General features: G+C 62.7%; 22 protein-coding genes and 1 pseudogene. 17 read left to right on the top strand and 6 right to left on the bottom strand.

Going from position 1 to position 24,926, the window contains the following annotated elements:
- Positions 1–20: 20 nt before the first annotated feature.
- Positions 21–1,160 (bottom strand): citrate/2-methylcitrate synthase, encoded by a 1,140-nt coding sequence (locus AC04SG_RS29075; protein WP_488553858.1) that lies wholly within the window; start codon positions 1,158–1,160, stop codon positions 21–23.
- Positions 1,161–1,252: 92 nt separating this feature from the next.
- Between AC04SG_RS29075 and AC04SG_RS29070 the strand changes: the two genes are divergently transcribed.
- Both AC04SG_RS29070 and AC04SG_RS29065 read left to right on the top strand, forming a co-directional pair.
- Positions 1,253–2,341 carry a citrate synthase/methylcitrate synthase gene (locus AC04SG_RS29070; RefSeq protein ID WP_488553857.1) on the top strand — a complete coding sequence of 363 codons (1,089 nt, stop codon included), beginning with the start codon at positions 1,253–1,255 and terminating at the stop codon, positions 2,339–2,341.
- Between the two features lie 217 nt (positions 2,342–2,558).
- Positions 2,559–3,689 (top strand): patatin-like phospholipase family protein, encoded by a 1,131-nt coding sequence (locus AC04SG_RS29065; RefSeq protein ID WP_488553856.1) that lies wholly within the window; start codon positions 2,559–2,561, stop codon positions 3,687–3,689.
- On the opposite strand, the gene AC04SG_RS29060 is transcribed toward AC04SG_RS29065, so the two are convergent.
- Positions 3,680–4,276 (bottom strand): TetR/AcrR family transcriptional regulator, encoded by a 597-nt coding sequence (locus AC04SG_RS29060; protein ID WP_488553855.1) that lies wholly within the window; start codon positions 4,274–4,276, stop codon positions 3,680–3,682. The genes AC04SG_RS29065 and AC04SG_RS29060 overlap by 10 nt on opposite strands.
- A 119-nt stretch (positions 4,277–4,395) precedes the next feature.
- Here AC04SG_RS29060 and AC04SG_RS29055 point away from each other — a divergent pair, with 119 nt between their 5' ends.
- The 8 genes from AC04SG_RS29055 to AC04SG_RS29020 all read left to right on the top strand — a co-directional run bounded on the left by AC04SG_RS29055 (position 4,396) and on the right by AC04SG_RS29020 (position 13,831).
- The gene (locus AC04SG_RS29055; protein WP_488553854.1) at positions 4,396–4,857 is read left to right on the top strand and encodes a (2Fe-2S)-binding protein; all 462 of its coding nucleotides are present in this window, start codon (positions 4,396–4,398) and stop codon (positions 4,855–4,857) included.
- Positions 4,858–4,859: 2 nt separating this feature from the next.
- On the top strand, positions 4,860–7,133 hold the full coding sequence (locus tag AC04SG_RS29050; protein WP_488553853.1) for a xanthine dehydrogenase family protein molybdopterin-binding subunit: 2,274 nt from the start codon (positions 4,860–4,862) through the stop codon (positions 7,131–7,133).
- Positions 7,130–7,729, top strand: coding sequence for a hypothetical protein (locus AC04SG_RS29045; protein ID WP_488553852.1), 600 nt, complete (start codon positions 7,130–7,132; stop codon positions 7,727–7,729). The genes AC04SG_RS29050 and AC04SG_RS29045 overlap by 4 nt, the downstream gene beginning before the upstream one ends.
- Before the next feature lie 201 nt (positions 7,730–7,930).
- On the top strand, positions 7,931–9,169 hold the full coding sequence (locus AC04SG_RS29040) for an efflux RND transporter periplasmic adaptor subunit (RefSeq protein WP_488553851.1): 1,239 nt from the start codon (positions 7,931–7,933) through the stop codon (positions 9,167–9,169).
- A 74-nt stretch (positions 9,170–9,243) separates the two neighbouring features.
- Entirely contained in the window at positions 9,244–12,414 is a 3,171-nt protein-coding gene (locus tag AC04SG_RS29035) for an efflux RND transporter permease subunit (RefSeq protein ID WP_488553850.1), read from the top strand.
- 95 nt (positions 12,415–12,509) lie between these two features.
- Positions 12,510–12,668 carry a DUF3309 family protein gene (locus tag AC04SG_RS29030; RefSeq protein WP_488553849.1) on the top strand — a complete coding sequence of 53 codons (159 nt, stop codon included), beginning with the start codon at positions 12,510–12,512 and terminating at the stop codon, positions 12,666–12,668.
- Between the two features lie 150 nt (positions 12,669–12,818).
- Complete coding sequence (locus AC04SG_RS29025; RefSeq protein ID WP_488553848.1) at positions 12,819–13,241, top strand: DOPA 4,5-dioxygenase family protein; 423 nt, start codon at positions 12,819–12,821, stop codon at positions 13,239–13,241.
- 248 nt (positions 13,242–13,489) lie between these two features.
- A complete protein-coding gene (locus tag AC04SG_RS29020; RefSeq protein ID WP_488553847.1) occupies positions 13,490–13,831 on the top strand; it encodes a hypothetical protein in 342 nt (113 codons plus the stop codon).
- 77 nt (positions 13,832–13,908) lie between these two features.
- Here the strand turns inward: AC04SG_RS29020 and AC04SG_RS29015 are convergent, their stop codons facing one another.
- Together AC04SG_RS29015 and AC04SG_RS29010 are read right to left on the bottom strand one after the other, a co-directional pair.
- Complete coding sequence (locus tag AC04SG_RS29015) at positions 13,909–14,781, bottom strand: hypothetical protein (protein ID WP_488553846.1); 873 nt, start codon at positions 14,779–14,781, stop codon at positions 13,909–13,911.
- A gap of 310 nt (positions 14,782–15,091) precedes the next feature.
- On the bottom strand, positions 15,092–16,159 hold the full coding sequence (locus AC04SG_RS29010) for a cyclic nucleotide-gated potassium channel (RefSeq protein ID WP_488553845.1): 1,068 nt from the start codon (positions 16,157–16,159) through the stop codon (positions 15,092–15,094).
- A gap of 179 nt (positions 16,160–16,338) precedes the next feature.
- On the opposite strand from AC04SG_RS29010, the gene AC04SG_RS29005 reads away from it, so the two are divergent.
- The 6 genes from AC04SG_RS29005 to AC04SG_RS28980 all read left to right on the top strand — a co-directional run bounded on the left by AC04SG_RS29005 (position 16,339) and on the right by AC04SG_RS28980 (position 23,093).
- Positions 16,339–17,220, top strand: coding sequence for a metal-dependent phosphohydrolase (locus AC04SG_RS29005; RefSeq protein ID WP_488553844.1), 882 nt, complete (start codon positions 16,339–16,341; stop codon positions 17,218–17,220).
- 164 nt (positions 17,221–17,384) lie between these two features.
- Positions 17,385–18,311 carry an ArsR/SmtB family transcription factor gene (locus AC04SG_RS29000; protein WP_192247587.1) on the top strand — a complete coding sequence of 309 codons (927 nt, stop codon included), beginning with the start codon at positions 17,385–17,387 and terminating at the stop codon, positions 18,309–18,311.
- A 104-nt stretch (positions 18,312–18,415) separates the two neighbouring features.
- Positions 18,416–19,921 (top strand): arabinosylfuranosidase ArfA, encoded by a 1,506-nt coding sequence (arfA, locus tag AC04SG_RS28995; RefSeq protein WP_488553843.1) that lies wholly within the window; start codon positions 18,416–18,418, stop codon positions 19,919–19,921.
- A gap of 114 nt (positions 19,922–20,035) precedes the next feature.
- A complete protein-coding gene (locus AC04SG_RS28990; protein WP_488553842.1) occupies positions 20,036–21,310 on the top strand; it encodes an extracellular solute-binding protein in 1,275 nt (424 codons plus the stop codon).
- A 59-nt stretch (positions 21,311–21,369) separates the two neighbouring features.
- Positions 21,370–22,254, top strand: coding sequence for a carbohydrate ABC transporter permease (locus AC04SG_RS28985; protein WP_488553841.1), 885 nt, complete (start codon positions 21,370–21,372; stop codon positions 22,252–22,254).
- A complete protein-coding gene (locus AC04SG_RS28980; RefSeq protein ID WP_488553840.1) occupies positions 22,251–23,093 on the top strand; it encodes a carbohydrate ABC transporter permease in 843 nt (280 codons plus the stop codon). Before AC04SG_RS28985 ends, AC04SG_RS28980 begins: the two co-directional genes overlap by 4 nt.
- 66 nt (positions 23,094–23,159) lie before the next feature.
- Here AC04SG_RS28980 and AC04SG_RS28975 read toward each other — a convergent pair whose 3' ends face one another.
- Entirely contained in the window at positions 23,160–24,233 is a 1,074-nt protein-coding gene (locus AC04SG_RS28975) for an ABC transporter ATP-binding protein (RefSeq protein WP_488553839.1), read from the bottom strand.
- Between the two features lie 143 nt (positions 24,234–24,376).
- Here AC04SG_RS28975 and AC04SG_RS28970 point away from each other — a divergent pair, with 143 nt between their 5' ends.
- Entirely contained in the window at positions 24,377–24,532 is a 156-nt protein-coding gene (locus tag AC04SG_RS28970; protein ID WP_488553838.1) for an FCD domain-containing protein, read from the top strand.
- Between the two features lie 201 nt (positions 24,533–24,733).
- On the opposite strand, the pseudogene AC04SG_RS28965 reads toward AC04SG_RS28970, so the two are convergent.
- A pseudogene (locus tag AC04SG_RS28965) lies at positions 24,734–24,926 on the bottom strand (AhpC/TSA family protein); the annotation flags it as partial.

Here is a 24,926-nt window from a genome sequence, read left to right as displayed (position 1 = left end):
CACACTTTTCCTGGAATTGCTCAGGTCAAAGACCCTTCATAGCGGCCGCGCGGCCTGATGATGCCGCCGCTCACGATCTGCTCGACCGTATGCGCGGCCCAGCCGACGCTACGCCCAAGCGCAAACAGCTGGAATGGCGCATCGCGCGGCAGGCCGAAACTGCGCGTCAGCGCGGCCAGGGCGAAATCGATGTTCGGGTGCGTGCCGGTCGCGGCAATGGCAGCTTTTTGCAGCTGCTGCAGCGTCTCGTCGACTGGAATAACTGCAAGAAGTGCGGTGGCACGGGGGTCGCCATCGGGATAGAGCGGATGGCCGAATGCCGGCAAGGGCCGGTCGTGGCCGAGCCAGCGCCGGGTCGCCGCCTCGGCGCCATGCCGAGCCGCATCCTCCGCCAGTTGCATCACCGCTTCGCCGGCGCCGCCATGGCGCGGGCCGGTCAGCGTCGCCAGGCCAGCCAGCAGGCATGCGGCGGGCGAGGCCCCGGTCGAGGCGGCGACGCGGGCAGTGAAGGTCGATGCGTTGAGTTCATGATCGGCAAGCAGGACAAGGGCGCAACGGATCGCTTCCGCGCTGGTATCGTCCGCCGACCAGCCCCGCGCCAGACGCCGATGCGTAGGCTCCGTGCCGCCCGCGGCTCCTAGCGATTGCGCCAGCGCCCCTATTGTGTGCGCGGCCTCGGTACACAGCGAGGCGGCGCTGCGTCCAAGCGACGGCCGCCCCTGGCTTGCAAGCATGGCAAGCTGCGCAAAAGCCGAAGCGCGACCGGCCGGATGAGGCGCCTCAGACGATGGTGTTTTGAAAGCCACCGGTTCGGGCAGGGCCCAGAGCAGAGCGGCGGTTTCCTCCAGCGTGGCGGATTTGGACAGCGCGACGGCATCCTGCCCCCGGTAGATGAGGCGACCGCGCAAAACAGTCGAAATCGCCGTTGCGATCGACGGCTCGCCCCAGGCGATCGCGCTCTCGGCGATGGCCGACGGACTGCGGCCGCGCGCGCGCCGGGTGGCAAGTGCAGCGATGTCGTCAAGGCGATATTGACTGCGGCGCGGGTCGGTCTCGTCGGGCCGCATGCCGATGCGGCCACGGCTGACATAGGCGTAGAGCGTCTGCGGCCGGACCTTGAGCCTTTCCAGCGCCTCTTCCCGCGACAGCCATTCGGACATTTTGACCCCTGATATTGATTATGTTGATCAAGATTGATGAGCGCGTGGTCAACTTTTATATTTCGCCGAGCAAAGCTGCAAGGAGATGAGACATGGCGAACGGGCTCGATGATGTGGTGGCGGCGGAGACGGTGCTCTCCGATGTCGATGGCCTCGGCGGCCATCTGACGATAAGGGGCCATGCCTTGCCGGAATTGGCCGGCCGGTGGCGCTACGCGCAGGTGGTTCGCCTGCTGCTAGACGGTTTCTTCGACGATCTGCCCAGCGATGCGGAACTGGCGGCAAGACTGGGCGAAGCTCGCGTCGAGGTGTTCGAGCGGCTCAAACCTTCGCTGCCGCTTCTGGCGCCGCTTGACGTCTACAGCGCCATGCGCGCCGGCATGGCGCTGCTGCCGGACGGCGAGACGCTGGCGGACGCCCTGCGGCTGATCGCGGCGCCCACGGTGCTGACGCCGGCCCTGCTGCGCTTCAAGCGCGGCGAGCGGCCGATCGCACCGGACGCCAAGGTCGATCATGCAGCCGACATGTTGCGAATGCTCAAGGGGGCGGTCCCGTCGCCGGCTTTGGCAAAAGCGCTCGACACCTATCTGGTGACCGTCTGCGACCACGGCCTCAATGCCTCGACTTTTGCTACCCGCGTCGTCGCTTCGACGCAGGCCGGGCTGACATCTTCTATCCTGGCCGGGCTTGGCGCCCTCAAAGGGCCGCTGCATGGCGGCGCCCCCGGCCCGGTGATCGAGATGCTCGATGCAATCCAGGCGCATGGCGATGCCGCCACCTGGCTGCGCGACGAAGTCCAGCATGGCGAGCGCATTATGGGCTTCGGCCATCGCATCTACCGCGTGCGCGATCCGCGCGCCGATGTGCTGAAAGCGGTGGTGCGGCAACTTGGCGGTGAAGGCGATACCGGCCGCCGGCTGGCCTTTGCCGAAAAGGTCGAGCAGACCGCGCTCGAGGTGCTTCGCATCGCCAAGCCGCAGCGCTCGCTGCAGACCAATGTCGAGTTCTACACCGCATTGGTGCTGGAGGCGGCGGGCTTTCCGCCAGCGGCGTTCAGCAATGTCTTTGCCGCCGGACGCGTCGCCGGCTGGATCGCGCATGCGCGCGAACAGCAGACCACGGGCCGGCTGATCCGGCCGCAGTCGCGCTATGTCGGGCCGGTGCCGAAGCTTGTTGCCTGAGGCTCCAGGCCTATTTCGGAAAAACATGGCCTCTCCGCCTCACGGCGGAGAGGCTTTTCTTTTATGACCAAAATTTCATGTGATCACGCGACCGTGTTCGTGTTCTTGCCTCGGCCATCCCTTATATGCTGCACTGCAACATAAGTCCGCTGCAGTCGAACCCGCCCGATTCCCGGGCGGGATAAGGCAGCAGCGACCAAACCGATACAGGAACGCCATGACGAAGAACGGCAAGGCGGAGGAAACCAAGAAGATCAACATCGCGCTGCAGGGCGGCGGCTCGCATGGGGCTTTCTCCTGGGGCGTGCTCGACCGGCTGCTGGAGGATGGCAGGCTCGACATTGCAGCGGTGTCCGGTACCAGCGCCGGCGCCATGAATGCGGTGGCGCTGGCCGACGGGTTGGTGCGCGGCGGCGTCGACGGCGCGCGGCAGAAGCTCGACGATTTCTGGCGCGCGGTGGCGGCGAAGGGCCGGTTCAGCCCGGTGCAGCGCATGCCCTGGGACGTCGCCTGGGGCAACTGGTCGATCGAAAACACGCCCGGCTATTTCTTCTTCGACACCATGTCGCGGGTATTTTCGCCCTATGTCGCCAATCCGCTCGGCCTCAACCCGCTGCGCGACGTGGTCGAACAGGAGATCGATTTCGCCAATGTCCGCGCCTGCAAGTCGATGGAACTGTTCATCTCGGCGACCAATGTCGAGACCGGACAGTTGCGCGTCTTTTCCGACGGCGAGATCGATCTCGACACGGTGATGGCCTCGGCCTGCCTGCCGCAATTGTTCCGCGCCGTCGAGATCAAGGGCGTGCCCTATTGGGATGGCGGCTATGGCGGCAATCCGGCGCTGTACCCGTTCTTCAAGACGGCGGCTTCCGAGGACGTGCTGCTGGTGCAGATCAATCCGGTGGTGCGCGAAGGCACGCCGAGAAGCGCCAACGAGATCCAGAACCGCATCGACGAGATCACCTTCAATGCCGGGCTGCTGAACGAATTCCGTTCGATCGCCTTCGTCAAGGAACTGATCGCCGCCGGCCGCCTGCCGCGTGGCGAATACCGTGACATCCGCATGCATCGCATCGATGCCGACGAGGCGTTCAAGGATCTGTCGGCGTCGTCGAAGGTCAACGCCGAATGGGCCTTCCTGACCTATCTGCGCGATCTTGGCCGCATAGCGGCGAGCGACTGGCTGGAAGAGAACTACGACGCTGTCGGCAAGCGCCCGACGCTCGATCTTTCCGGCGAGCTCGACGACGGCTTCAAGCCGGTGCGCGGGCCGGCGCCGGGTCGGCGGGTCAAGGAATTCCTCGCCGCGCGCAAGAAGCCCGAGGCAGAGCGCCGTCAGGCCTGAAGGGCGAGGTCGATCACCTTGACCAGCGCGGCCACGGCCGTGCGCTGTTCGTCCGGGTCGCTGATGCGCGCCTTCATGCCTTCGAGCCCGTCAAGCAGCATGTCGGCGAGCAGTCGCGCCGACAGGCCTTTGGCCGCCAGGTCGGTGCCGTTGCGCCTGGCCTCGTTCTCGATCGCCGTGGCGATATGCGCGCCAAGGCCGTCGCGCCAGCAGCCGACGAGATCGGCAAGGCTCGACTTCATGTCGAGCAGCTCGGCGCCGTGCGGCGAGGCAATGACGGTGCGCATCATCGAGATCAGGGCTTCGTCAATGGCTTGCGTCATCCGCTCGGCGAAGGCGCGATCGCCGGCCAGCGCCACTTTTGCCGCCTCGACCGAGCGCGACAAAATCATCATCGCTATGGCGCGAAAAATGTCGGTCTTGTTCTTGAACAACAGATAGAGCGCCGGCCGCGACATGTCGGCGGCACGCGCAATGTCGTCCATGGTGGTGCGCGAAAAACCATAGGCCAGGAACACCTTCAAGGCGCCGTCCAGAATGCGGGTGCGCCTGGGGTCTGTGGTGGTGATGTCTTCGATCTGATTCACGGCCGCGACACTATCTGCGGAACCTCTATTGACAAAATTACGAAATTTGTCAACTTGTAAGAGCGAGATGGCAGTCGACCATTTCGCCCGGGCTATGGACGACAACGAAGGGTATCCCTATGCGCCTCACAGTCGACGGCCAGTCGTTCGACATCGATGCCGATCCCGAAATGCCGCTGCTGTGGGCGCTGCGCGATCTCATCGGCAAGACCGGGCCGAAATTCGGCTGCGGCATCGCCGCCTGTGGCGCCTGCACGGTACATGTCGACGGCCAGCCGGTGCGTTCCTGCTCACTGGCGGTTGGCCAGGCGACAGGCGCCATCACCACCATCGAGGGCATCGGCACGCCCGGCAAGCTGCATCCGGTGCAGCAGGCCTGGCTGGAGGAGCAGGTCGCGCAATGCGGCTATTGCCAGGCCGGCCAGATCATGAGCGCGGTGGCGTTGCTCGACGAAGTCGCCGATCCGACCGACGCCGACATCGACAATGCCATGGGTGGCAATCTCTGCCGCTGCGGCACCTATCCGAAGATCCGCGCCGCCATCAAGAAGGCGGCCGTCCTCAAGACGGCGAGGCTCTGATCATGGCCAGTGTCGGAAAGATCGCGCGGCGCAGCTTCCTCATCGGCGCGGCCGCCATCGCCGGAGGTGTCGCCGTCGGCTATTACTACTACCGCAAGCCCTATCCGAACCCGCTGCAGGGCGATCTCGCCGCTGGTGAGGCGACTTTCAACCCCTATGTGAAAATCGGCGCCGACAACACCATTACCATCGTCGCCCCGCGCGCCGAGATGGGACAGGGCATCTCGACGACGCTTGCCGTCATGGTCGCCGAAGAGCTCGATATCGATCTCGACCAGGTCAAGGTCGAACACGGCCCGGCCTCCTACGCCTATTACAATGCGGCGATCCTGGAAGAGGGCGGCCCGTTCGCTTTCTTCGACGAGAGCATGACCGCGGAGGCGGTGCGTTCTGGTCTCGGCGTGGTCGGCAAATTCCTCGCTTTGCAAGGCACCGGCGGCTCGGCCTCGACGCGCGATGGTTTCAACAAGATGCGGCAGGCGGGCGCTGCCGCGCGGCAGATGCTGATCGCGGCGGCGGCGCAGAAGCTTGGCGTCGCTGCTGCCGATCTGGAAACGGCCAACGGTTCAATCCTGCACAAGGCCTCAGGCAAGTCGTTGACCTATGGCGAAGTGGCGGCAAACGCTGCCGCGATGGCGCCACCGGCCGAAGTCCGGCTCAAGGACAAAGCCGACTGGAAGCTTCTGGGCAAGCCGCAAAAGCGGATCGACATGCTTGCCAAGGTTGCCGGCGCGCCGATCTTCGGCATCGACGTCAGCCTGCCGGACATGGTCTATGGCACGGTGAAGATGAGCCCGCGCTTTTGGTCGAAGCCGGTCAGCGCTGACCTCGCCAAGGCCGAAAAGATGCCCGGCGTGATCAAGATCGTGCCGCTCGAAACCAACTATGGCCATGGCTTCGGCATCATTGCCGAAAACACCTGGGCGGCATTCAAGGCGGCGGAAGCGATCGACGCCCAATGGGCCGATGCCGAATATCCGCCGGACAGCGCAGCGATTGCCGGGGTGCTGAAGCAGGCGCTTGGCGCCGAGGGCTCGGCGATGCGCGACAATGGTGATGTCGCCAAGGCCTTTGCCGGCGCACCGCCCGAAAAAATCATCGAGGCCGACTATGCCGTGCCCTATCTGGCGCATGCAACGATGGAGCCGATGAATGCGACGGCGCGGCTGAAAGACGGCGTGCTCGACATCTGGTGCGGCAACCAGGCGCCAACCTTGGTGCGCCAGCTCTGCGCCAATATCCTCGGCATCGAGCAGGACAGAGTGATGGTTCACACCACCTTCATGGGCGGCGGCTTCGGCCGCCGAATCGAGATGGACTATGCGTTGTGCGCGGCGCTGATGGCGAAAGCGGCCGAGGGACGACCGGTCAAGGTGACGTGGACGCGCGAAGAGGACATGCGCCACGACGCCTATCGGCCGGCGGCTGTCGGCAAGTTCCGGGCGCGGCTCGGCGATGACGGCCTGCCGGTCGCCGTCGACATGACGATCGCCTCGCCATCGGTGATCGCCGGCACCTTGCGCCGGCTGTTCCCTTCGATATCGCCGATCGGGCCAGACAAGACTATCGTCGATGGCGCCTACGACCAGCCCTACACCATCCCGAATTACCGGGTGAGCGCCATTGCCGCCCCGGTCACCATCCCGGTCGGCTCATGGCGCTCGGTTGGCAGTTCGATCAACGGCTTCTTCCACGAAGGATTTCTGGACGAAATCGCGGTGGCCGGAAAGACCGATCCGGTCGCGTTGCGCAAGACATTGATGGCCGCCTATCCGGCGGCGGTGGCGGTGGTCGAGAAAGTCGCCGCGATGGCGAAGTGGGATGAGGCGCTGCCGCCCGGCAAGGCCAAAGGCATGGCGTTCTCGCTGTCCTTCGGCAGTTGGGTCGGCGAGATCGTTCAGGTCGCCGACACGCCCGCCGGCATCCGCATCGAGAAGATGTGGATCGCCGCCGATGTCGGTACCGCGCTCGACCCAGGCATCATCGAGGCGCAGCTTATCTCGGCCGCCATTTATGGGCTGTCGGCGGCCATGGGTCAGGAAATCACCTTCGCCGATGGCATGGTCGAACAGTCGAATTTTCACGACTTCGATGCCATGCGCATCTTCCAGTGCCCGGCCTTCGAAGTCGCGATATTGGAGAATTTCCACAAGATGGGCGGTGTCGGCGAGATCGGCACGCCGCCGGCGGCTCCGGCACTGGCCAATGCCATTTTCGCGCTCACCGGCAAACGCATCCGAACGCTGCCGCTGTCGAAGGCGGTGGCCTTCGCATGACAAAGCTCCTCATCATCCTGACGTCTGTTGCCACCCTGTTGTCAGCGGCGCTCTTCGCAACCGCACAAGAAAGCCAGACATCGGCGCCGATGGCGGTCGACACCGCCAAAGGCTTGCCCGAATGGGACAAGATCTACGCCGTGTTCTCGCATCCGCGCTGCGCCGACTGTCATGTCGCCGACGACCGGCCGCGCTGGTCCGGCGCTCATTATGGCGGCACGCGCGTTCATGCCTTCAACGTCCAGCGTGGCGCCGACGGCTCCGGCTTCGGCAATCCGGGCCTGCGCTGCACCACGTGTCATTTCGCCAGCAATTCCAGTGCATTGCACGGACCGCCCGGTGCCGAGAACTGGCATCTGGCGCCGACCGAGATGGTCTGGTTTGGGAAATCCTCGGCGGAAATCTGCGCCCAGATCAAGGATCGCAACCGCAATGGCGACCGCAGTTTGGAGGATGTTGCGCTGCATGTGCGCGACGACAAACTGGTCGCCTGGGGCTGGGCGCCAGGTGCCGATCGTGAACCGGCGCCCGGCTCGGCCGAAGCGACCTATCAAGCAATCGAGAACTGGATGGCGGCAGGCGCGCCGTGTCCCTGACGCAATGATCGCGCAACTTTTGTGACTATATTGCGCCGCAACTTTGATGTAGAAGCGCGGGTCGCCGTTCACGGCAAATTGAACACGGCCCAGCGCGCACCCATATCGGCGACGCGCCCGAGTTGAAAGACGCGGAAGCTACTACAAGACGGCCCTCTGTTAGAAAACGATTTGGCCGAACCCCGCAGTGGAAAAACAATGATGCCGAAAATCAGGTTTCACAAGCTTGCCGCTATTGTTGTGCTCATCGGTTTCGCCGCCTGGATGGGCACAGGCGCGTTCTCGTCCGTCGGCAGCGCCGCTGTCGATGGCGCGGCCAAGAGAGGCGATCAGGCGAAACCAGGCGATCAGGCGAAACCAGGCGATCAGGCGAAGCCTGGCGATCAGGCGAAGCCTGGCGATCAGGCCAAGGCGCCGGATGCAGCCAAGGCCAAGGCCGCAGAGGCCGAGCCCAAGGCGCCGCTGCGCACCGTCGCGGTGGTGACGCCGCCGCGCAAGACCTATTCCCGCGCCATCCGCATTTCCGGGCTGACCGAGGCCGACAAGCGCGCCGTGCTGGCGACGCGCGTCGCCGGTGTCATCGAAAAGCTGCCGGTCAAGCAGGGCGATCACGTAAAGACCGGTGATCTGGTGCTGATGCTGGCGGCGGAAGAAAAGATCTCGATGGTCGACAACGCCAAGCAGCTCGTCGTGCAGCGCCAGGCCGAACTGGACGCATCGCTGCGGCTGATGAAGTCAGGCAATTTGCCCAAGCTGCAGCTCGACACCGCGCGCTCGAACCTGACCGCGGCGCAGTCCCAGCTGGAAACGGCGCAGGCGGAGCTCGACCGCAATCTGGTCAAGGCGCCCTTCGATGGCGTCATCGACCGGGTGCCGGTGGAACTCGGCAGCTCCGTCATGCAGGGCGGCGAAGTCGCCACCATTCTCAAGCTCGATCCGGTGATTGCGCGTGGCGAAGTCAGCGAGCGCGACCTCGGCTATCTCAAGCTCGGCGACAAGGCCACTGTCCGGCTGGTCAGCGGCCAGATCGTCGAAGGCACCGTGCGCTACATCAGCCGCGACGCTTCGTCGGCAACCCGCACCTTCCGCATCGAGATTGCCGTTCCCAATGCCGACGGCGCGGTGCCGGCCGGCATGACGGCCGAGATTTCACTCCGCGCGCAGCCGACCGACGCCGTCATGCTGCCGCGCTCGGTAGTGACGCTCGGCGACAAGGGGGACCTCGGCATCCGCGCCGTCGACAAGGACAACAAGGTGGTGTTCTTCCCGATCGACCTGGTCGACGATTCACCTGGAGGCCTGGTGCTTGGCGGCATTCCCGCCGATGCCCGCGTCATCGTCGCCGGCCAGGAGCTGGTCAAGGAAGGCGACGTCGTCAAGCCGGTCGAGGCCGACCAGGCGACCATCCAGAAACTGTTGGGCGAAGCGACAACGCAGTAGCGCCGGGATTTGCCCCCGGGAGGGACAACCGGCTGCAAACACGGCTCCTGAAATCTTGAGAACAGGCGTTAGCCATGGATATCGTCAAACTCGCGATCAACAATGCCCGGCTGACCATTTCGGTCCTGGTGTTCCTGCTGCTGGCGGGCTGGGTCGCCTATGAGTCGACGCCGAAGGAAGCGGAACCCGACGTTCCGATTCCGATGATGTATGTCAGCCTGGTCTATCAGGGCATTTCGCCGGAGGATTCCGAGCGCCTTCTGCTGCGGCCGATGGAAAGCAAGCTGAAGAGCCTGAAGGGCCTCAAGGAAATGCGCTCGGCCGCCTTCCAGGGCGGCGGCTATGTGCTGGTCGAGTTCCAACCGCAGACCAATCTGGCGACCGCGCTGCAGGACACGCGCTCCAAGGTGCAAGACGGCAAAGCCGACCTGCCGCAGGCCGCCGAAGAGCCTGTCGTCACCGAGGTCAACATTTCCGAATTCCCGGTGCTGGTGGTGACGCTGTCAGGCGAATTGCCCGAGCGCGTGCTGACGGCCGCCGCGCGCGAATTGCGCGACCGCATCGAGGAAGTGCCGGGCGTTCTCGAAGGCTCTCTGCAAGGTTCGCGCGACGACCTCGTCGAAGTCGTCATCGATCCGATGAAGCTGTCGTCCTATGGCCTGCAGCTCGACCAGCTGATCGGCGCGGTCGGCGCCTCCAACAGCCTGGTCGCGGCCGGCAACATCGAAGGCTCGGAAGGCAAATACGCGGTCAAGGTGCCGTCGCTGATCGAAACGCCCGAGGATGTGGCGTCCTTGCCGGTTGTCGCCGGCCCCAATGCCGTTGTGCAGGCCAAGGACATCGCCACGGTGCGTTCGACCTTCGCCGACGCCGAGACGATCACCCGCCTCAACGGCAAGCCGGCCATCGCCATCGAAGTCAAGAAGCGCATCGGCGCCAATCTGATCGACACGCTGGCCAAGGTGCGGGAAGTATCAGACGCCTACGTCAAGACCATGCCGGAAGGCATGAATATCACCTACACGCAGGACAAGTCGGTCTTCGTCAACCAGCTGCTCGGCGACCTGCAGAACCACGTGATGATCGCCGTCATCCTGGTGTTCATCGTCATCCTCTATGCGCTGTCCGGCCGCGCCTCGCTGCTGATCGGCCTTGCCATTCCGTCATCCTTCCTGATCGGCATCCTGCTGCTCGCGATGATGGGCTACACGATCAATATGATCGTGCTGTTCAGCCTCATCCTGGCGGTCGGCATGCTGGTCGACGACGCCATCATCGTCACCGAATTCGCCGAACGGCGCATGGGCGAAGGCATGCCGAAGACCGAAGCCTTCGCGCTCGCCGCCAAGCGTATGGCCGGTCCGGTCATCGCCGCGACGATGACGCGCATCGCGGCGTTCTCGCCGCTTTTGTTCTGGCCCGGCATCATCGGCGACTTCATGAAATACATGCCGATCACGCTGATCGTGACGCTGTCGGCCTCGATGCTCTACGCGCTGGTGTTCGCGCCGACGCTTGGCGCGATCTTCGCCAAGGCGCCGGAGCATCACGAGGGCGACAATCGCGACGGCTGGTACATGGCGCTGGTCAAGCAGGCGGTGCGCTTCCCCATCACCGTGCTGGTGCTCACCGCCGTGCTTTTGACCGGCGTCGGCTTCGCCTATTCGAAATATGGCGCCGGCGTCGAGTTCTTCCCCAGCGTCGAGCCCGATTACGGCCTACTCTATGTGCATGCCCGCGGCAATCTTTCGTTGACCGAAATGGATACGGCAACCAAGATCGCCGAAAACCGGCTGCTCGGCTGGCCCGGCGTCAAATCGGTCTACACCCGTGTCGGCAAGACGCAGGGCGGCGGCCAGGACGTGCCCGAAGATGTCGTCGGCGTCATCCAGTATGAGTTCATCGACTGGCGCGAGCGCAAATCGGCGAACCACATCCTGGACGAGTTGCGCGCCGTCATGGCCGGCATTCCCGGCGTTGATGTCGAGGTGCGCGTGCCGGAGGCAGGTCCGCCCACCGGCAAGGCGATCCAGCTCCGGCTTTCGGCCATCGATCCCAAGGGGCTCGACGACCAGGCCCGCGCCGTTGCCGCGCGCATCGCCAAGGTGCCCGGCGTCATCGACATTTCCGACGGTCTGCCGCCGCCCGGCGTCGACTGGGCGCTCGAGGTCGACCGCGCCAAGGCGGCGCAGTATGGCATCAGCCCGACCTCGGTCGGCACGGTGGTGCAATTGGTGACCAACGGGCTGAAGCTGTCGGAATATAGGCCGGCCGGCGCCGACGATGCAGTCGACATCCGGCTGCGCCTGCCGGAGGACCGGCGCACGCTGTCGACGCTCGACGAGCTCAGGGTGCAGACCTCGCAAGGCTCGGTGCCGATCTCGAACTTCGTCGTGCGCAAGCCGGAGCCGACGGTCGGCATCCTCAACCGCATCGACGGCGCCCGCACCGTGGTGGTGCAGGCCAACGTCGCCGCCGGCACGCAGGTTGCGGCGGTGCAGGCGGAGGTGGCCAAGGCGGTCACCGACATGAAGCTCGGCAGCGGCATACGCTGGAAGCTCGCCGGCTCGAACGAGGACAGCGCCGAAGCCAGCGCCTTCCTCGGCAAGGCTTTTGGCGCGGCGATCTTCCTGATCTTCCTGGTGCTCTTGATGCAGTTCAACAAGTTCACCAGCGTGCTTCTGGTGCTGTCCTGCGTGGTCATGGCGACGATCGGCGTGTTCCTGGGCCTGCTTCTGACAGGCGAGGCGTTCGGCATCGTCATGTCGGGCATCGGCGTCATCGCACTGGCCGGCGTGGTGGTGAACAACAACATCGTTTTGATCGACACCTATGACCGGCTGCGTGAGGAAGGCTGGGACAAGATGGAGGCGGTGCTGCAGACCTGCCGCGAGCGCGCCCGCCCGGTCGTGCTGACGGCGGTGTCGGCCATTCTCGGCGTGCTGCCGATCGCCTTCGGCCTTGGGCTCGAAATCTTCCACCACGAGACGACGATCAACGCGCCGTCGACGCAATGGTGGATTTCGCTGTCCTCGGCGATCGTCTTCGGCCTGTCCTTCGCTACTTTGCTGACGCTGGTGGTGACGCCATCCATGCTGATGATCTTCACGCGCAGCAAGAACAGCCGCTTCTATGCGTTCTTCCGCAGGATATCCGGCCGCGACAAGAAACCCGATGCCCCCTCGAGTCCGAGACCCGGTCCGCTCGACGAGCCGGCAATCGCCTTCCCGAAAGCCGCCGAATAGGCCAGCTTCGATCAGTCAGACAAAGGCCGTCCGGAACAACCGGGCGGCCTTTTGCATTGTCCCATATATCCGCATTTCGCGGCGAGGGATTCTTAATGACCGTCAGCACCATCCTCATCATTGTTTTGATCCTGATCCTGATCGGCGCCGTGCCGGCCTGGCCGCACTCGCGCTCCTGGGGTTATGGCCCGTCGGGTCTCGCCGGCGTCGTGCTGGTGGTGCTGCTGATATTGGTGCTGATGGGCAGGATTTGATTGGAGGCAATCGCGGTAGCGGGTCTCTATGCAGCTAAGCCGGAGGCAGCATGGTTCGCTGCAGACGACAAGCACGCGCTGCGCCCCCTTGGCCGGGTAGCTCCCTTGCATATACGTTGTCCGCAGGACAATCATCGAGGAGCCATCGAGGTGAACGCAGACGCCGCCAGCCCGCCAAGGCCTCTCGCCGAGATCGCCAGCTATCACGCCCATATCTACTATGACGGGCCGGCCGAGCGGCAGCATGCCGAATGGCTGCGCCAGCGCATCGGCGAACGTTTCCGCGTGCGGCTGGGAAATTGGCGCGACGAGCCGGTCGGCCCGCACGAGCAGGCCATGTACCAGGTCTCCTTCGCCACCGAGATTTTCGCCGCGCTGGTTCCGTGGCTGATGCTGAACCATGGCGGTCTCAGCATCCTCATCCATCCAAACACGACAAACCCCAAGCGCGACCACCTAGTCGACCCGATCTGGATCGGCCGACCGCTGGGGGTGCATGGCGAGGTGTTGGGCGAGGAGGATGAGGCGGAAGAGGCGCTGGAGGTGAATACCGAGCCGACGCTGGGGGCTTAGGGATAGGCAGCATTCGGCGTGTAACGGCTCGGCCTCGGACGGCATTCGCCGAGGGGCTGAGGGGCCTTGGCTGCGGCGGCACAGGTTCCGCGCTGAACCTGCCGAGCGGCTATAAGTCCCGACAGGTTTTAGAAGGTGGTAAAAATTTCGATCTATCACTCACTTGAATGAACCATTTGTCGCCTACACCCCATACACTGAGAGAACCGGGGCGATAAATGTGTTGCAGGAAGCTAGAGGGCTGCGCGGTGGATCTGAGCGAAGACGAAGCGCGGCTTGCTGAACGCTATCGCCTTCTTTGCAGCCAGAACCATGCGTCTTCAGGTTATAACCTGGTCGCCCTGATCGCCCTGCTTGCAGGCGGCGTGTTTATCGTCACCGCGCTATTCTTTGGTGGCGGAGAGGAAGGCGACCCTCTCTTCATACTCGGTGTCGGCTTATGCTGTCTTATCGGTGGCGGCGGCCTTTGGTTCCATAGGCGCCAGGCCGAGAAGCGCCGCTGGAAGGAAATCAAGTCGATCATTCACAGGTTTCGCAGTCGCGGGCTTGGCGTCCAGTTGAACGGCCAAGTGCATCGCCTGTTCGGATAGCAATGCAGCAGCGCGGTTGCAGAGAATCTGCACACCACGCGTCGTTGCGGTACCTTGGCCGAATGAGCACAGCCGTTCTACTGCGCCGTGTTATGTGCCTTGAACGCCGCGCGAAGGCTTAGCGCCTCTGGGCTGGTACTGCCCAGCTTGGTGTCCCCGTTCTGCGATCCCCACGCGTAGGCAAAATCAAACACGGGATTGGGTGAGTAAACGGCCCAGCGCGCGAATATCTGGTTCGCCTGGTCCGGTGTCGGTAGTTCATAAACGTCCATGGACGCGCCGGTATGGGTCTTCCATTTGCCGCCGCCGAAGGCCTGGAACACAGGCACAATTCTGTCGAGCGGGATGCCGGCAGCAACGGCCGCCTCGACCGTCCGGTCGATGAAATCCAGATCGAAAGCTTTGCCGCGTACGGGATATGGATCAAGACCGAAGAAATCGATTCCGGTGTTGGCCGGATTAAACGTGTTCATAAAACCGGGGGCTTCGAAAGACCCCATGTCCATAAGGGTGATAAACGTCACCGCTCCTGGGACATTGGCCTTTATCCACTCGGCTTCGGCCTTGAGCGCCGCCGGGCTAACTGACGGAGGATGATACTTGCCGGTAATATCCGGCTCATCACAGAGGCGAAAACCAAACAGCCTCGGGTTGCCTATAAAGGGCTTGACCTTCGCGATAAAGCGCGGCGTCACTCCGCCGGATTCGTCCAGCCATATCAGTCCCTTCATTCCCGCAGGCAGGGCATTGAGCTGCTCGACATATTGTACGTCAGCGAGGTTGAAGCCTGCGGTCACGATTGCAGCTCCTGAGCCGCCAGAGGTGTAATGAAGGGTCTTGTCGTGCTCTTCAGCGGACAGGGTGGATTGGCCGTAAATCAATATGATGAGCAATGCCGATACGCATAGGTTGCTCATGCGTGTGAGCGTTGGTGGCAGCGTTGTTGGCATGGCACGTGCCTATTTTCTGGTCCGCGCGGGTGGGGACGCCATGCCTGCAGGTTGAGCTCAGCGGCAGGCCAAAATTATCCAGCAATTCGTCCCGCATCGTTCGCCTTATAGTCTGTGTGAACGAACCCGGCCTCATCTGTTCGGCCGATGGCTCAACTTCGGGCGACTCCTGCCCTTCCAAGACAAAGTTTGTGCTAGCCATCTGGCTTCGCCTCTCATTGGGCGCAGGCGATGAATGGCACGACAAACAGATCGGCGCGCAGAGCAGGTCATGTACAAGATCATCTTCGCGGCCGGGACTGCAGTACGGTCAAGCCGTCGGTGCCACGCCGCGCCGCTCGTGCGCGGTCTTGCGGATGATTTCCGCGATCTCCGGGCTGCTGCTGCACAGCATCTGGAAATCCACCGCGTGCAGCGACAGGAGGGAGACCGCCGTTGCGGCGCTGACGGTCGCCATACGCGGTTCGCCGCTGATCAGCGCCATCTCGCCGAAGAAGGCGCCAGGGCCAAGCTCCACCGGCTTCGGCGTCGCGACGGTGACGCGCCCCTCCACGACGAAGAACATCCGATCACCGGGCTCGCCAACGCGGCAGATCACGGCGCCCGCCGGCACCGTGCGAGGTCTTAACGCGGCCACGATCTCGACCAGCACGGCCGGGCCGAGCTTTTGAAACAACGGCACGCCGGCGACCAATTGCCAATTGCGGACGAATTCCCCGCGACGAACTTCCTGATAGAAGCCCGTGGCAAGAATGCCGGCCCAGAGCGCGAAGATGCCGATGCCACTCATCATGACCGCCCCGGCTAGGACGCGGCCGGCGAAGCTTTGCGGAATTTCGTCGCCATAGCCGGTGGTGGACAGCGTGACCACCGCCCACCACATTGACTGGGGGATGCTGCCGAACTTTTCCGGTTGGATGTCGCGCTCGATGACATAGCCCGCGAGCGCGACACCGAACAGAACGACGCCGAACAGCGTGGTGACACCGATCAGGTTGCGCGCTTCGTTGGCCAGCACCCTGCCCAGCACCGGGAAGAAGGTCGAGTCGCGCAGCGGTTTCAGCAGCCAGACAGCACAGTAGAGGCTCCAGTCGGGCGTGCCCACGAGCAGAGATGCGGCGAGTGGAACCAGGACCGCGAGCACATCGATGGCGATTGCCGGCGTCCTGTCCTGAAGGTCTCCCGCCCGGCGCTTGAGCAGCGTCGCGACCATCTGCACGAGATAGGCGCCCCAAATGACAGCGAGCAGGGCAACCAGAGCCAGCCTGCTTCGTCCCGAAATGTTCGGTGACGTGAGCGCAGCCACCGCCAGCAACCCGGGCGCAGCCAGCGCCGCGTTAAGCGGCGCGTAAATTCTCAGGAATGGCAGTACCGACATTTTATGCCCACGAGCGGCGATTACCCTGCAGAATAGGATGGCTTCAAGGCAAGCGCAAAGATGCCTGCTGCGGCTGCGATGCGCATCACCGACGCTGTGATAAAATCCACGCCGGAACCGTGCTAGGATGGCTGCCGCACGCGATCTGTCGTGCTTCAAATTGGCCAGGAACGATTGTCATGCTCAATCCGATTTCCATCATGGCCGACCGGCTCGGCGACCATCTGTCGGAACTCTATCTGCAGTATTTCTCGCATCGCAATTCGGAGTATGCGGCCTACATAGGTGGCGCGGCCCGCCTTGTCCTGGAGCGCATCGGCAATTCGAACGCCCTCTATCACAACATCGAGCACACGCTGATGGTGACGCTCGCCGGCCAGCAGATCATCCGCGGCCGGCTGCTTTCGGAATCCCTGACCCCCGATGACTGGCTGCATTACACCTGCGCGCTGCTGGTCCACGACATCGGCATGGTGCACGGCATATGCCCGGGCGACAGCGACGACAGCTTCGTCATCAACGAGGCCGGCGAGCGCCATACGCCACCGCGCGGCGCTTCCGACGCGGTGCTCGCGCCTTATCATATCGAGCGCGCCAAGATCTATGCGCGCCAACGCTTTGGGTCCTCGAAGTTCATCGACGAGGAGCGCATTGTCGCGGCGATCGAGATGACGCGCTTTCCGGTACCAAGCGATCCGGCCTACCAGGCCACCAACACCGAGCCGGCGCTGGTCAGGGCCGCGGATCTGATCGGCCAACTCGCTGATCCCTTCTACCACCGCAAGCTGCCGGCCCTGTTTGCCGAGTTCTCCGAGACCGGCATGGCGGAAAAGCTCGGCTGCAAGACCGCCGCCGATCTCGGCGCCATCTTCAGCGATTTCTTCACGCTGAAGGTCGAGCCGTATATTGGCGACGCGATCCGCTATCTGGAGCTGACGACCGAAGGCAAGCAGTGGGTCGCCAACCTCCACAGCAACCTCTTCCAATCCGGGCATCGTCCGGCCAGGATCGGGCCGTTCCCCGGCGCGTTGCAGCCGGCGAGCCTTTCAGTGGTGACTTAAGCGCGTCAGACTCGTCTCTCCCACGTGATGATCTGTGTTGGTGCCGGGTGTGGCCGATGCAACGCCGGAAAGCGGTGCTTCCACGCGGTTCAATTCAGAACTGTCACCGGCTTTATCTGTATCTGATCTGCTGATACATAACCCGTGTGACGAGTGCGGGCCATATGTCGAATGAAATCATGGTTGTCGATCCGCTTGAGCGGCTCGACTTGTTGAAGAGCCTTGCGAGCGAGGTCCGGGTCCGGATTCTCGATCTGCTGCACCGCAAGGGGCCGAAAAACGTCAATCAGGTGGCCGAAGAACTGGGTCTTCCGCAATCGACAATTTCCGCAAACATCCAGGTTCTTGTCGATGTCGGCTTGATCGAGACGAAATCACAAAAGGCGCGCAAGGGAAGCCAGAAGGTCTGCTATTCGACCTTCTCCGAGTTGGTTGTCGTCTTTAAGGACCGCACCCCGGCGCAGGATCTCGGTGTCATAGAAGTGGCGATGCCGCTTGGACTCTACACAAGATGCGAAGTTTCCGCTCCCTGCGGCCTGTGTTCAAAGGACGGCGTCATCGGACTTCTCGATGTGCCCGACACCTTCCTCGATCCTGACCGTATGCGGGCTGGGCTGCTGTGGTTCACGCGCGGCTTCGTCGAATACCAGTTTCCCAACAATGCGACGCTTGCCAATGCCAAAGTCGGCGGGTTGGAGCTGGCGATGGAGCTTTCGTCCGAGGTGCCGGGCACCTCGAAGGATTGGCCATCGGACATCACGGTCGCGATTAACGGACACGAGATAGATACCTGGACGGCGCCGGCCGACTATGGCGACAAGCGCGGCAAGCATACGCCCGGCTGGTGGAAGCTAGCCGGATCGCAGTATGGCGACCTCGTACACTGGCGCGTCACGAATAACGGCACCTATCGCGGCGATGACAAGGTTTCCAAATGCTCGCTGGCTGATCTGGAACTCGAGCGGCACCGCTCGATCCGGATACGAATCGGCGTGAAGGAAGATGCGCGTCACCCCGGCGGCATAAACATCTTCGGCAGCGGCTTCGGCAATTACAGCAACGACATCGTTCTGCGCCTGCTCAAGGCTTGAGAGCATACTGGACCCTTGACGGGCGGATGAACTCCGCCCTTAACTGACCCACGACCCGGATACAAACCGGAAAGTCGGATTGATAGTCCGCAGTGGGAGGGATCATGAAAGCCAGAGTCACGGCGAACGCGGCCTACGCCGTCGCGGATATCGACAAACGTCTTTACGGATCGTTTCTCGAGCATCTTGGCCGGGCGGTCTATACGGGCATCTATGAGCCCGGACATCAGCAAGCGGACGCAGAGGGGATGCGCAAGGACGTGATCGAGTTGGTGCGTGCGCTCGACACTCCGATCTGCCGTTACCCGGGTGGCAACTTCGTGTCCGCCTACAATTGGGAAGACGGCATAGGCCCAAAGGAGAACCGCCCGCGGCGCCTCGATCTTGCGTGGCGCACCACGGAGCCGAACCTGGTTGGAATCCACGAATTCGCCGACTGGGCCGAAAAAGCCGGCACCGAGATGATGCTTGCGGTCAATCTCGGTTCCCGCGGCCTCGACGAGGCGCGGGCCTTCGTTGAGTATGTCAACCACCCGGGCGGCAGCTACTGGTCCGACCTGAGGGCCAAGAATGGACGCACGCAGCCCTGGAACTGCCGCCTCTGGTGTCTCGGCAATGAAATGGATGGTCCCTGGCAGGTCGGCCACAAGTCGGCGAGCGAATACGGCCATCTCGCCAACGAGACCGCCAAGGCGCTGCGCGGCCTCGACCCGACAGTGGAACTGGTCGTCTGCGGCTCGTCGCATTCCAATATGCCGACCTATCCGCAGTGGGAAGCAACAGTGTTGGAGGCGACCTACGAGCAGGTCGATTACATCTCTCTCCACATGTATTTCGAGAATTACGAGAAGAATACGGCCGAATATTTGGCTCTTCCCGCCAAGCTCGACCGCTACATTGGCACGGTCGCGGGCATCATCGACTACGTGAAGGCCAAGACCCGCTCGAAGCGAGACGTGAAAATCTCCTTCGACGAGTGGAACGTCTGGTACCATCAGCGCAAGCTGGACGCCGAGCGTATGCGCGCCTGGGACTGGCCGGAAGCGCCCAGGCTTTTGGAAGACATCTACAATTTCGAGGACGTGCTGCAGGTCGGCTGCATCATCAACACCTTCATCCGACGGTCGGATATTGTTCGCATCGCCTGCATTGCGCAGCTGGTGAACGTTATCGCGCCGATCATGACCGATCCCGGCGGCGGCGCCTGGCGGCAGACGATCTACTGGCCTTTCATGCTGGCCTCCAAGCATGGCCGCGGCACCGCGCTGCAGCTTGCGGTCGAGGTGCCTACCTATGACGCGGCCGCGGCCGACAAGGTGCCATGGCTCGACATTGCCGGCGTGCATGATTCGAACGCCGGCACGCTGACCTTCTTCGCAATCAACCGGCATGGATCCGAGACGATAGAGGCCGACGTCGCCCTCGAGCGGTTCGCTGCCAAGTCCATCGAGCATACGATCATCCGTCATGACGATCTCGAGGCCTGTAACACCAAGGACGCGCCGGACACCGTATCACCGGTCAAAGGCAACGGGGCAGCGCTCAGCAGCAAGGGAATGACGTTGAACTTGCCGCCGCACTCCTACTCGATGGTGCGTGTGACACTCTGAGTCAATATCCGACTATCAGATATATACCGTAAAATCCGTTGCAGGGGGTTTGGTTTGGTGTAGCATTGAAACGTTCAAGGCGGATCTAACCGCCGTACTCGGGAGGAAGCTGAGATGAACTTTCGCAGGATGATGGCCATAGCGGTGGTTGTGGCCGGAGGATTTTGGGCCGTCGCGGCCCAGGCCGAAGAAACCGTCATATGGTGGGATTTCCTCGGCGGCGGTGACGGTGTGCGCATGAAGCAGATGATCACCGACTTCAACACCGCCCACGCCGGCAAGATCAAGATCGACGCCACGACGCTGGAGTGGGGCACGCCCTTCTACGCGAAGGTGCAGACCTCGGCCGCGGTCGGAGAGGCGCCAGACGTCATGACCTATCATGCCAGCCGCATCCCCTTGGCGGTGAGCCAGGATATTCTCGAAGAAATCACCGCCGACGACATGAGCAAGATGGGCCTCTCGGCCTCGGACTTTGCCCAGACGACGATGGGCGCCGTGACGGTCGACGGCAAGCAGTACGCAGTGCCGCTCGATACCCATCCAATCGTCCTGTACTACAATCGCGCCCTCCTGAAGAAGGCAGGCGTGCTCGGCGACGACGGTCGTCCCGTGGGCATGGGCAACAAGGAGGAATTCACCGCGACACTGCAGAAGTTGAAGGACGCCGGCGTCGAGTTCCCGCTGGGCAGCGTCACCGCCGACGGCAACTTCATGTACCGCACCATTTACTCGCTGGTGTGCCAGCAAGGTGGCGAGCTTCTGACGGGCAACGAGTTCCTCGCCGGCGACAACGCTGAAAAGCTGGCGAAAGCGTTAGCGGTTCTGCAAGGGTGGACGAAAGCTGGGCTGCAGTCGACCTATACGGACTATCCGGCAACCGTCGCCCTATTCACCTCGGGCAAGGCCGCAATGATGATCAACGGCGTCTGGGAAGTTCCTACGATGACCGACCTCGCCAAGCAAGGCAAGCTGTTCGACTGGGGCGCCGTCGAGATCCCGGTGATCTTCGACAAGCCATGCACCTATGCGGACAGCCACTCGTTCGCGATCCCGAAGAACAAGGGCAAGGAGATCACTCCTGAAAAGCGTGCCACCGTTCTCGAGGTGATCTCATGGATGGACAAGCACTCGCTTTTCTGGGCCACGGCAGGCCACATCCCGGCCTACAGGCCGGTCACCGAGACGGCGGAATACAAGGCAATGGAACCCAATGCGACCTACTCGACGCTGACGGCCAACATGATCTTCGATCCGAAGTCGCCCAAGGCTGGTGTCGCCGGGCCGATCTTCGACATCATGTCCAATTATTTCGTGCCGACCCTCAATGGAGAGATGGACCCGGGCGAGGCGGTGAAATCCATCAAGGAAGAGCTGAACAGCATGTAGGGCTCAAAGGCTGGGACCCCCCCGCCCAGGGCGGTCCCAGCCATATTTGAGGAAGAGCCATGCTTCGCAACTCCCGAACTGAATGTCTTGTCGCGCTGGTGCTGGTCGCTCCCTTCCTTGCGATCTATCTGCTGGCGTTCGTCTATCCGACGGTTCAGATGTTTCGCATCTCCTTCACCGACGCGCCGCTGATCGGCGAGGGTCGGTGGGTTGGTCTCGACAACTACCTGCGGCTCGACAACGACCCGATGTTCCGGCGCGCGGTCTGGAACACCGCTTACTTCGTGCTGATGACGGTCGTCCCGGGAACACTCATCGCCCTGCTGATCGCGGTTGGCGTGTCACGCCTCAAGGGCCGGTTCCAGGCGACCGTGCTGGCGCTGTTCTTCCTGCCCTACATCCTGCCGGTGTCCGTGGTCTATTTGATCTGGGACTGGACGCTGAATTTCCAGTTCGGGATTGCGATGCATGTGCTGGACTGGCTGGAAATCCCGCGCGTACCGGTCTTTAAGTCGCGCGCCTGGTTCCTGCCGGCGGTGGCCGGGGTGACGATCTGGTGGACCGCAGGTTTCTCGATCCTCCTCTTCCTCGCCGGACTACGGTCCATACCAGTGGAGATCTACGAAGCCGCGGCGCTCGACAACTCGACGCGATGGACCACGTTCCGGCGTATCACCTGGCCACTGCTTTGGCCGATCACCTCGCTGGTATTGACCATCCAACTCATCCTGCAGCTCAAGATCTTCGACCAGGTCTATCTGTTCTCGATCGGCGGCCGGCCGAACGACAATATGGTGCTCGTCTACTACGTCTTCCAGAAGGCCTTCCAGCAGAACCAGGGAGGCAGGGCTGCGGCTGTCGCCGTCACCCTCTTCATGCTTGTGGTCGTCGTATCGGTCCTGCAATTCCAACTGCTCCGGCTCGCCGAAAGGCGGCGCCGATGAACGCCATGGCTGCGCAGCGCTGGAACTTTTGGGGCGGGATAATTACGGCACTGACGCTCGTCTGGGCCATCCTATGGGCATTCCCGCTTTATTGGGGTGTGATCTCATCGCTCAAACCGGACGACGAAGTCGTCCGGCCTTACATCGAACTCTGGCCGGAGACGCCGACGCTGGAGAACTATATTTCCGCCGTGACCACCACACAGATCGGCACCTGGTACGTCAATTCGGTGGCGGTCGCGGTCGGCGCAACGCTCATCACCATCTTCATCTCGATGCTGTGCGGCTACGCGATCTCGCAGTTGCGGTTCCCGGGGCGGATCGCGCTATGGTGGCTGATCCTCGCCTCCTTCATGGTGCCAATTTCGGCGCTGATCATCAATCATTTCGTGCTGGTCGCCAACCTTGGCCTGCTCAACAGCTGGGCTGGAATCATGTTGCCGCAGCTCATCCACCCCGTCATCATCATCGTGTACAAGCAATTCTTCGATCAGGTCCCGAAGGACTTCCGTGAGGCCGCGGTCATGGACAATGCATCTGAATTCGGGATCCTCTTCAAAATCTACGTGCCGATGAACTGGGGGGTAACGACGGCGCTGTCGATCGTCTGCTTCATCTGGACGTGGAACGCGTTCTTGTGGCCGTTCCTCTCTGTGACCCGCACCGAGATGATGACGATCACCGTCGGCATCACGCAGGTCAATGACGCCTTCGGCGTCTACTACGCGCGCCAGCTGTCGGCAGCCGTACTGGCCGGCCTTCCCGTGGCACTGGCCTACCTCTTCTTCCAACGCCGAGTAACCGAAGCGATAACGCTCTCGGCAGGCATCAAGGGCTAGCCTCGGCCCGCAAACGAAGCGCAATGCCAAGGGGGGCACGACCCCGGCCGGCGGGTTCAGGCCAGGTCAGCGCGCGTGCCAGGTCGATCCGTCCGCGGCGAAAAGATGGAGGGCGGCGGTGTCGAACTTCAGCCGAACGGCGTCACCCGGTTTGACGCTCGAGAGCCCGCGATCCTGTGCTGTAACCTGCGTCCCATCCGCGAGCCGCGCATAGACGAGCGTTCGCTCGCCAAGGCGCTCGACAACCGTGGCCGTGGCCGATGTTTCACTGCCCTCGGAGACGACAGTCAGCGATTCCGGCCGCACTCCCAGTTCGCGCCAATCCATGTTGACCGGCGCGCCGGGAAGGTCGACGAGCGATCCATCCGTCAAGCGCGCCTTGAGCCTGTCGCCTGAGCCTGAAACCGTAACAGGTAGAATGTTCATCGCTGGGGACCCGACGAAGGTCGCGACGAATCGCGATGCCGGACGTGCATAAACCTCGTCGGGTCTTCCCATCTGCTCTATCCGGCAATCGTTGAGGATCACAATACGGTCGGCGAGGGTCATCGCTTCCACCTGGTCGTGGGTGACGTAGATCATCGTCGACTTCAAACGCTGATGCAGTTCGGCAAGCTCGACACGTGTACGAGCTCGAAGCGCCGCGTCCAGATTGGAGAGTGGCTCGTCGAACAGGAACGCCTTGGGCTCCTTGACGATCGCACGCCCGATGGCCACGCGCTGGCGCTGCCCGCCGGAGAGCTGCGACGGCCGCCGGTGGAGCAACGCTTCGATCTCCAGGATACGCGCAGCCTCAGCGATCCGTTGGCGTATAACATCCGGCGCGACCCGAATGTTCCTCAGCCCAAAGGCCATGTTCTCCGCGACTGTCATATGCGGGTAGAGCGCATAGTTCTGGAAGACCATCGCAACGTTGCGCCTGCCCGGCGCCAGTTTCTCCGAGCGCACCCCGTCGATCGTCAGCGTGCCCTCGTCAATGCTTTCGAGACCGGCGATCATCCGGAGCAGCGTCGTCTTGCCAGAACCGGACGGGCCGAGAAACACGACCAGCTCTCCTGGTTCAATGTCCAGGCTAACCTCGCGGATCACTTCGACTGCGCCAAAATGCTTTGATACGCCCGACAGCGCGATTCCGGTCATGCCTGCGATCCTTCTTTCCTCCATAATTTCGGATAAATACCCGATGTCAAGGAACGTGGGGAGCTACGGCACAAGGTTTCCAAGATGTCGGTCCCATCACGACGCTTCGAGACCTTGAGGACGGAGGCATTCCCTGGTTCGAAATGAAGCAGTGCTCGTTCTCGGAGGAACGCCGCCGGAGGTATTGCGACGAGCACCAGGCAATCCTGGATTGTCTGGTGCGCCGCGCTCCGGAAGGTGCGAAAAATGCGATGCTGGCGCAGCTGAAAACCGTCGAACGAAATCTACTGGGGCGGTAAGCCGGCGCATCGCCGCAGACCTGCAGCAAGAGGCCGCTGAGCCCGCAGCGCGGACGCCGCCCGGCTCGCGCTGGTAGTAGGGCGGCAGGACGACCGCCCCCCCCCCCCCGGGTTCATGGCAGGCGAGTGCGGTGCCGATTGTAGGGCCCCATCAGGCGACGGCGGCCAACTTCGCGCCTAGCCCCCTAGCGAAGCTGCTCCTTACCTTCCGATTTGCGACGCGACCGACATCATCGCCTCAGAGCTCGGGCGGGCGCCCAAGCCGCCATCGTAAACCTCGGAGAACGTCCAGCGAACGACGCCGTTGCGGTCGAGCAGGAACTGGCCCATGAGCTGGCCCACGCCGGTCGCCATCATTTGCTGGTCCGCTTCAGTGATATCGTAATTGTCTTTT

Source organism: Mesorhizobium sp. CNPSo 4684 (assembly GCF_057784315.1).
This window is presented reverse-complemented; position numbering and strand designations above follow the sequence as displayed.

What these genes read in the sequence shown, in the direction of transcription:
- AC04SG_RS28990 (WP_488553842.1), top strand. Translation starts at nt 20,036, where the DNA reads ATGAACTTTCGCAGGATGATGGCCATAGCGGTGGTTGTGGCCGGAGGA.
- AC04SG_RS29065 (WP_488553856.1), top strand. Translation starts at nt 2,559, where the DNA reads ATGACGAAGAACGGCAAGGCGGAGGAAACCAAGAAGATCAACATCGCG.
- AC04SG_RS28980 (WP_488553840.1), top strand. Translation starts at nt 22,251, where the DNA reads ATGAACGCCATGGCTGCGCAGCGCTGGAACTTTTGGGGCGGGATAATT.
- AC04SG_RS28975 (WP_488553839.1), bottom strand. Translation starts at nt 24,233, where the DNA reads ATGACCGGAATCGCGCTGTCGGGCGTATCAAAGCATTTTGGCGCAGTC.
- AC04SG_RS29030 (WP_488553849.1), top strand. Translation starts at nt 12,510, where the DNA reads ATGACCGTCAGCACCATCCTCATCATTGTTTTGATCCTGATCCTGATC.
- AC04SG_RS29075 (WP_488553858.1), bottom strand. Translation starts at nt 1,160, where the DNA reads ATGTCCGAATGGCTGTCGCGGGAAGAGGCGCTGGAAAGGCTCAAGGTC.
- AC04SG_RS29010 (WP_488553845.1), bottom strand. Translation starts at nt 16,159, where the DNA reads ATGTCGGTACTGCCATTCCTGAGAATTTACGCGCCGCTTAACGCGGCG.
- AC04SG_RS29035 (WP_488553850.1), top strand. Translation starts at nt 9,244, where the DNA reads ATGGATATCGTCAAACTCGCGATCAACAATGCCCGGCTGACCATTTCG.
- AC04SG_RS29045 (WP_488553852.1), top strand. Translation starts at nt 7,130, where the DNA reads ATGACAAAGCTCCTCATCATCCTGACGTCTGTTGCCACCCTGTTGTCA.
- AC04SG_RS29050 (WP_488553853.1), top strand. Translation starts at nt 4,860, where the DNA reads ATGGCCAGTGTCGGAAAGATCGCGCGGCGCAGCTTCCTCATCGGCGCG.
- AC04SG_RS28985 (WP_488553841.1), top strand. Translation starts at nt 21,370, where the DNA reads ATGCTTCGCAACTCCCGAACTGAATGTCTTGTCGCGCTGGTGCTGGTC.
- AC04SG_RS29000 (WP_192247587.1), top strand. Translation starts at nt 17,385, where the DNA reads ATGTCGAATGAAATCATGGTTGTCGATCCGCTTGAGCGGCTCGACTTG.
- AC04SG_RS29040 (WP_488553851.1), top strand. Translation starts at nt 7,931, where the DNA reads ATGCCGAAAATCAGGTTTCACAAGCTTGCCGCTATTGTTGTGCTCATC.
- arfA (WP_488553843.1), top strand. Translation starts at nt 18,416, where the DNA reads ATGAAAGCCAGAGTCACGGCGAACGCGGCCTACGCCGTCGCGGATATC.
- AC04SG_RS29055 (WP_488553854.1), top strand. Translation starts at nt 4,396, where the DNA reads ATGCGCCTCACAGTCGACGGCCAGTCGTTCGACATCGATGCCGATCCC.
- AC04SG_RS29005 (WP_488553844.1), top strand. Translation starts at nt 16,339, where the DNA reads ATGCTCAATCCGATTTCCATCATGGCCGACCGGCTCGGCGACCATCTG.
- AC04SG_RS29070 (WP_488553857.1), top strand. Translation starts at nt 1,253, where the DNA reads ATGGCGAACGGGCTCGATGATGTGGTGGCGGCGGAGACGGTGCTCTCC.
- AC04SG_RS28970 (WP_488553838.1), top strand. Translation starts at nt 24,377, where the DNA reads ATGAAGCAGTGCTCGTTCTCGGAGGAACGCCGCCGGAGGTATTGCGAC.
- AC04SG_RS29015 (WP_488553846.1), bottom strand. Translation starts at nt 14,781, where the DNA reads ATGCCAACAACGCTGCCACCAACGCTCACACGCATGAGCAACCTATGC.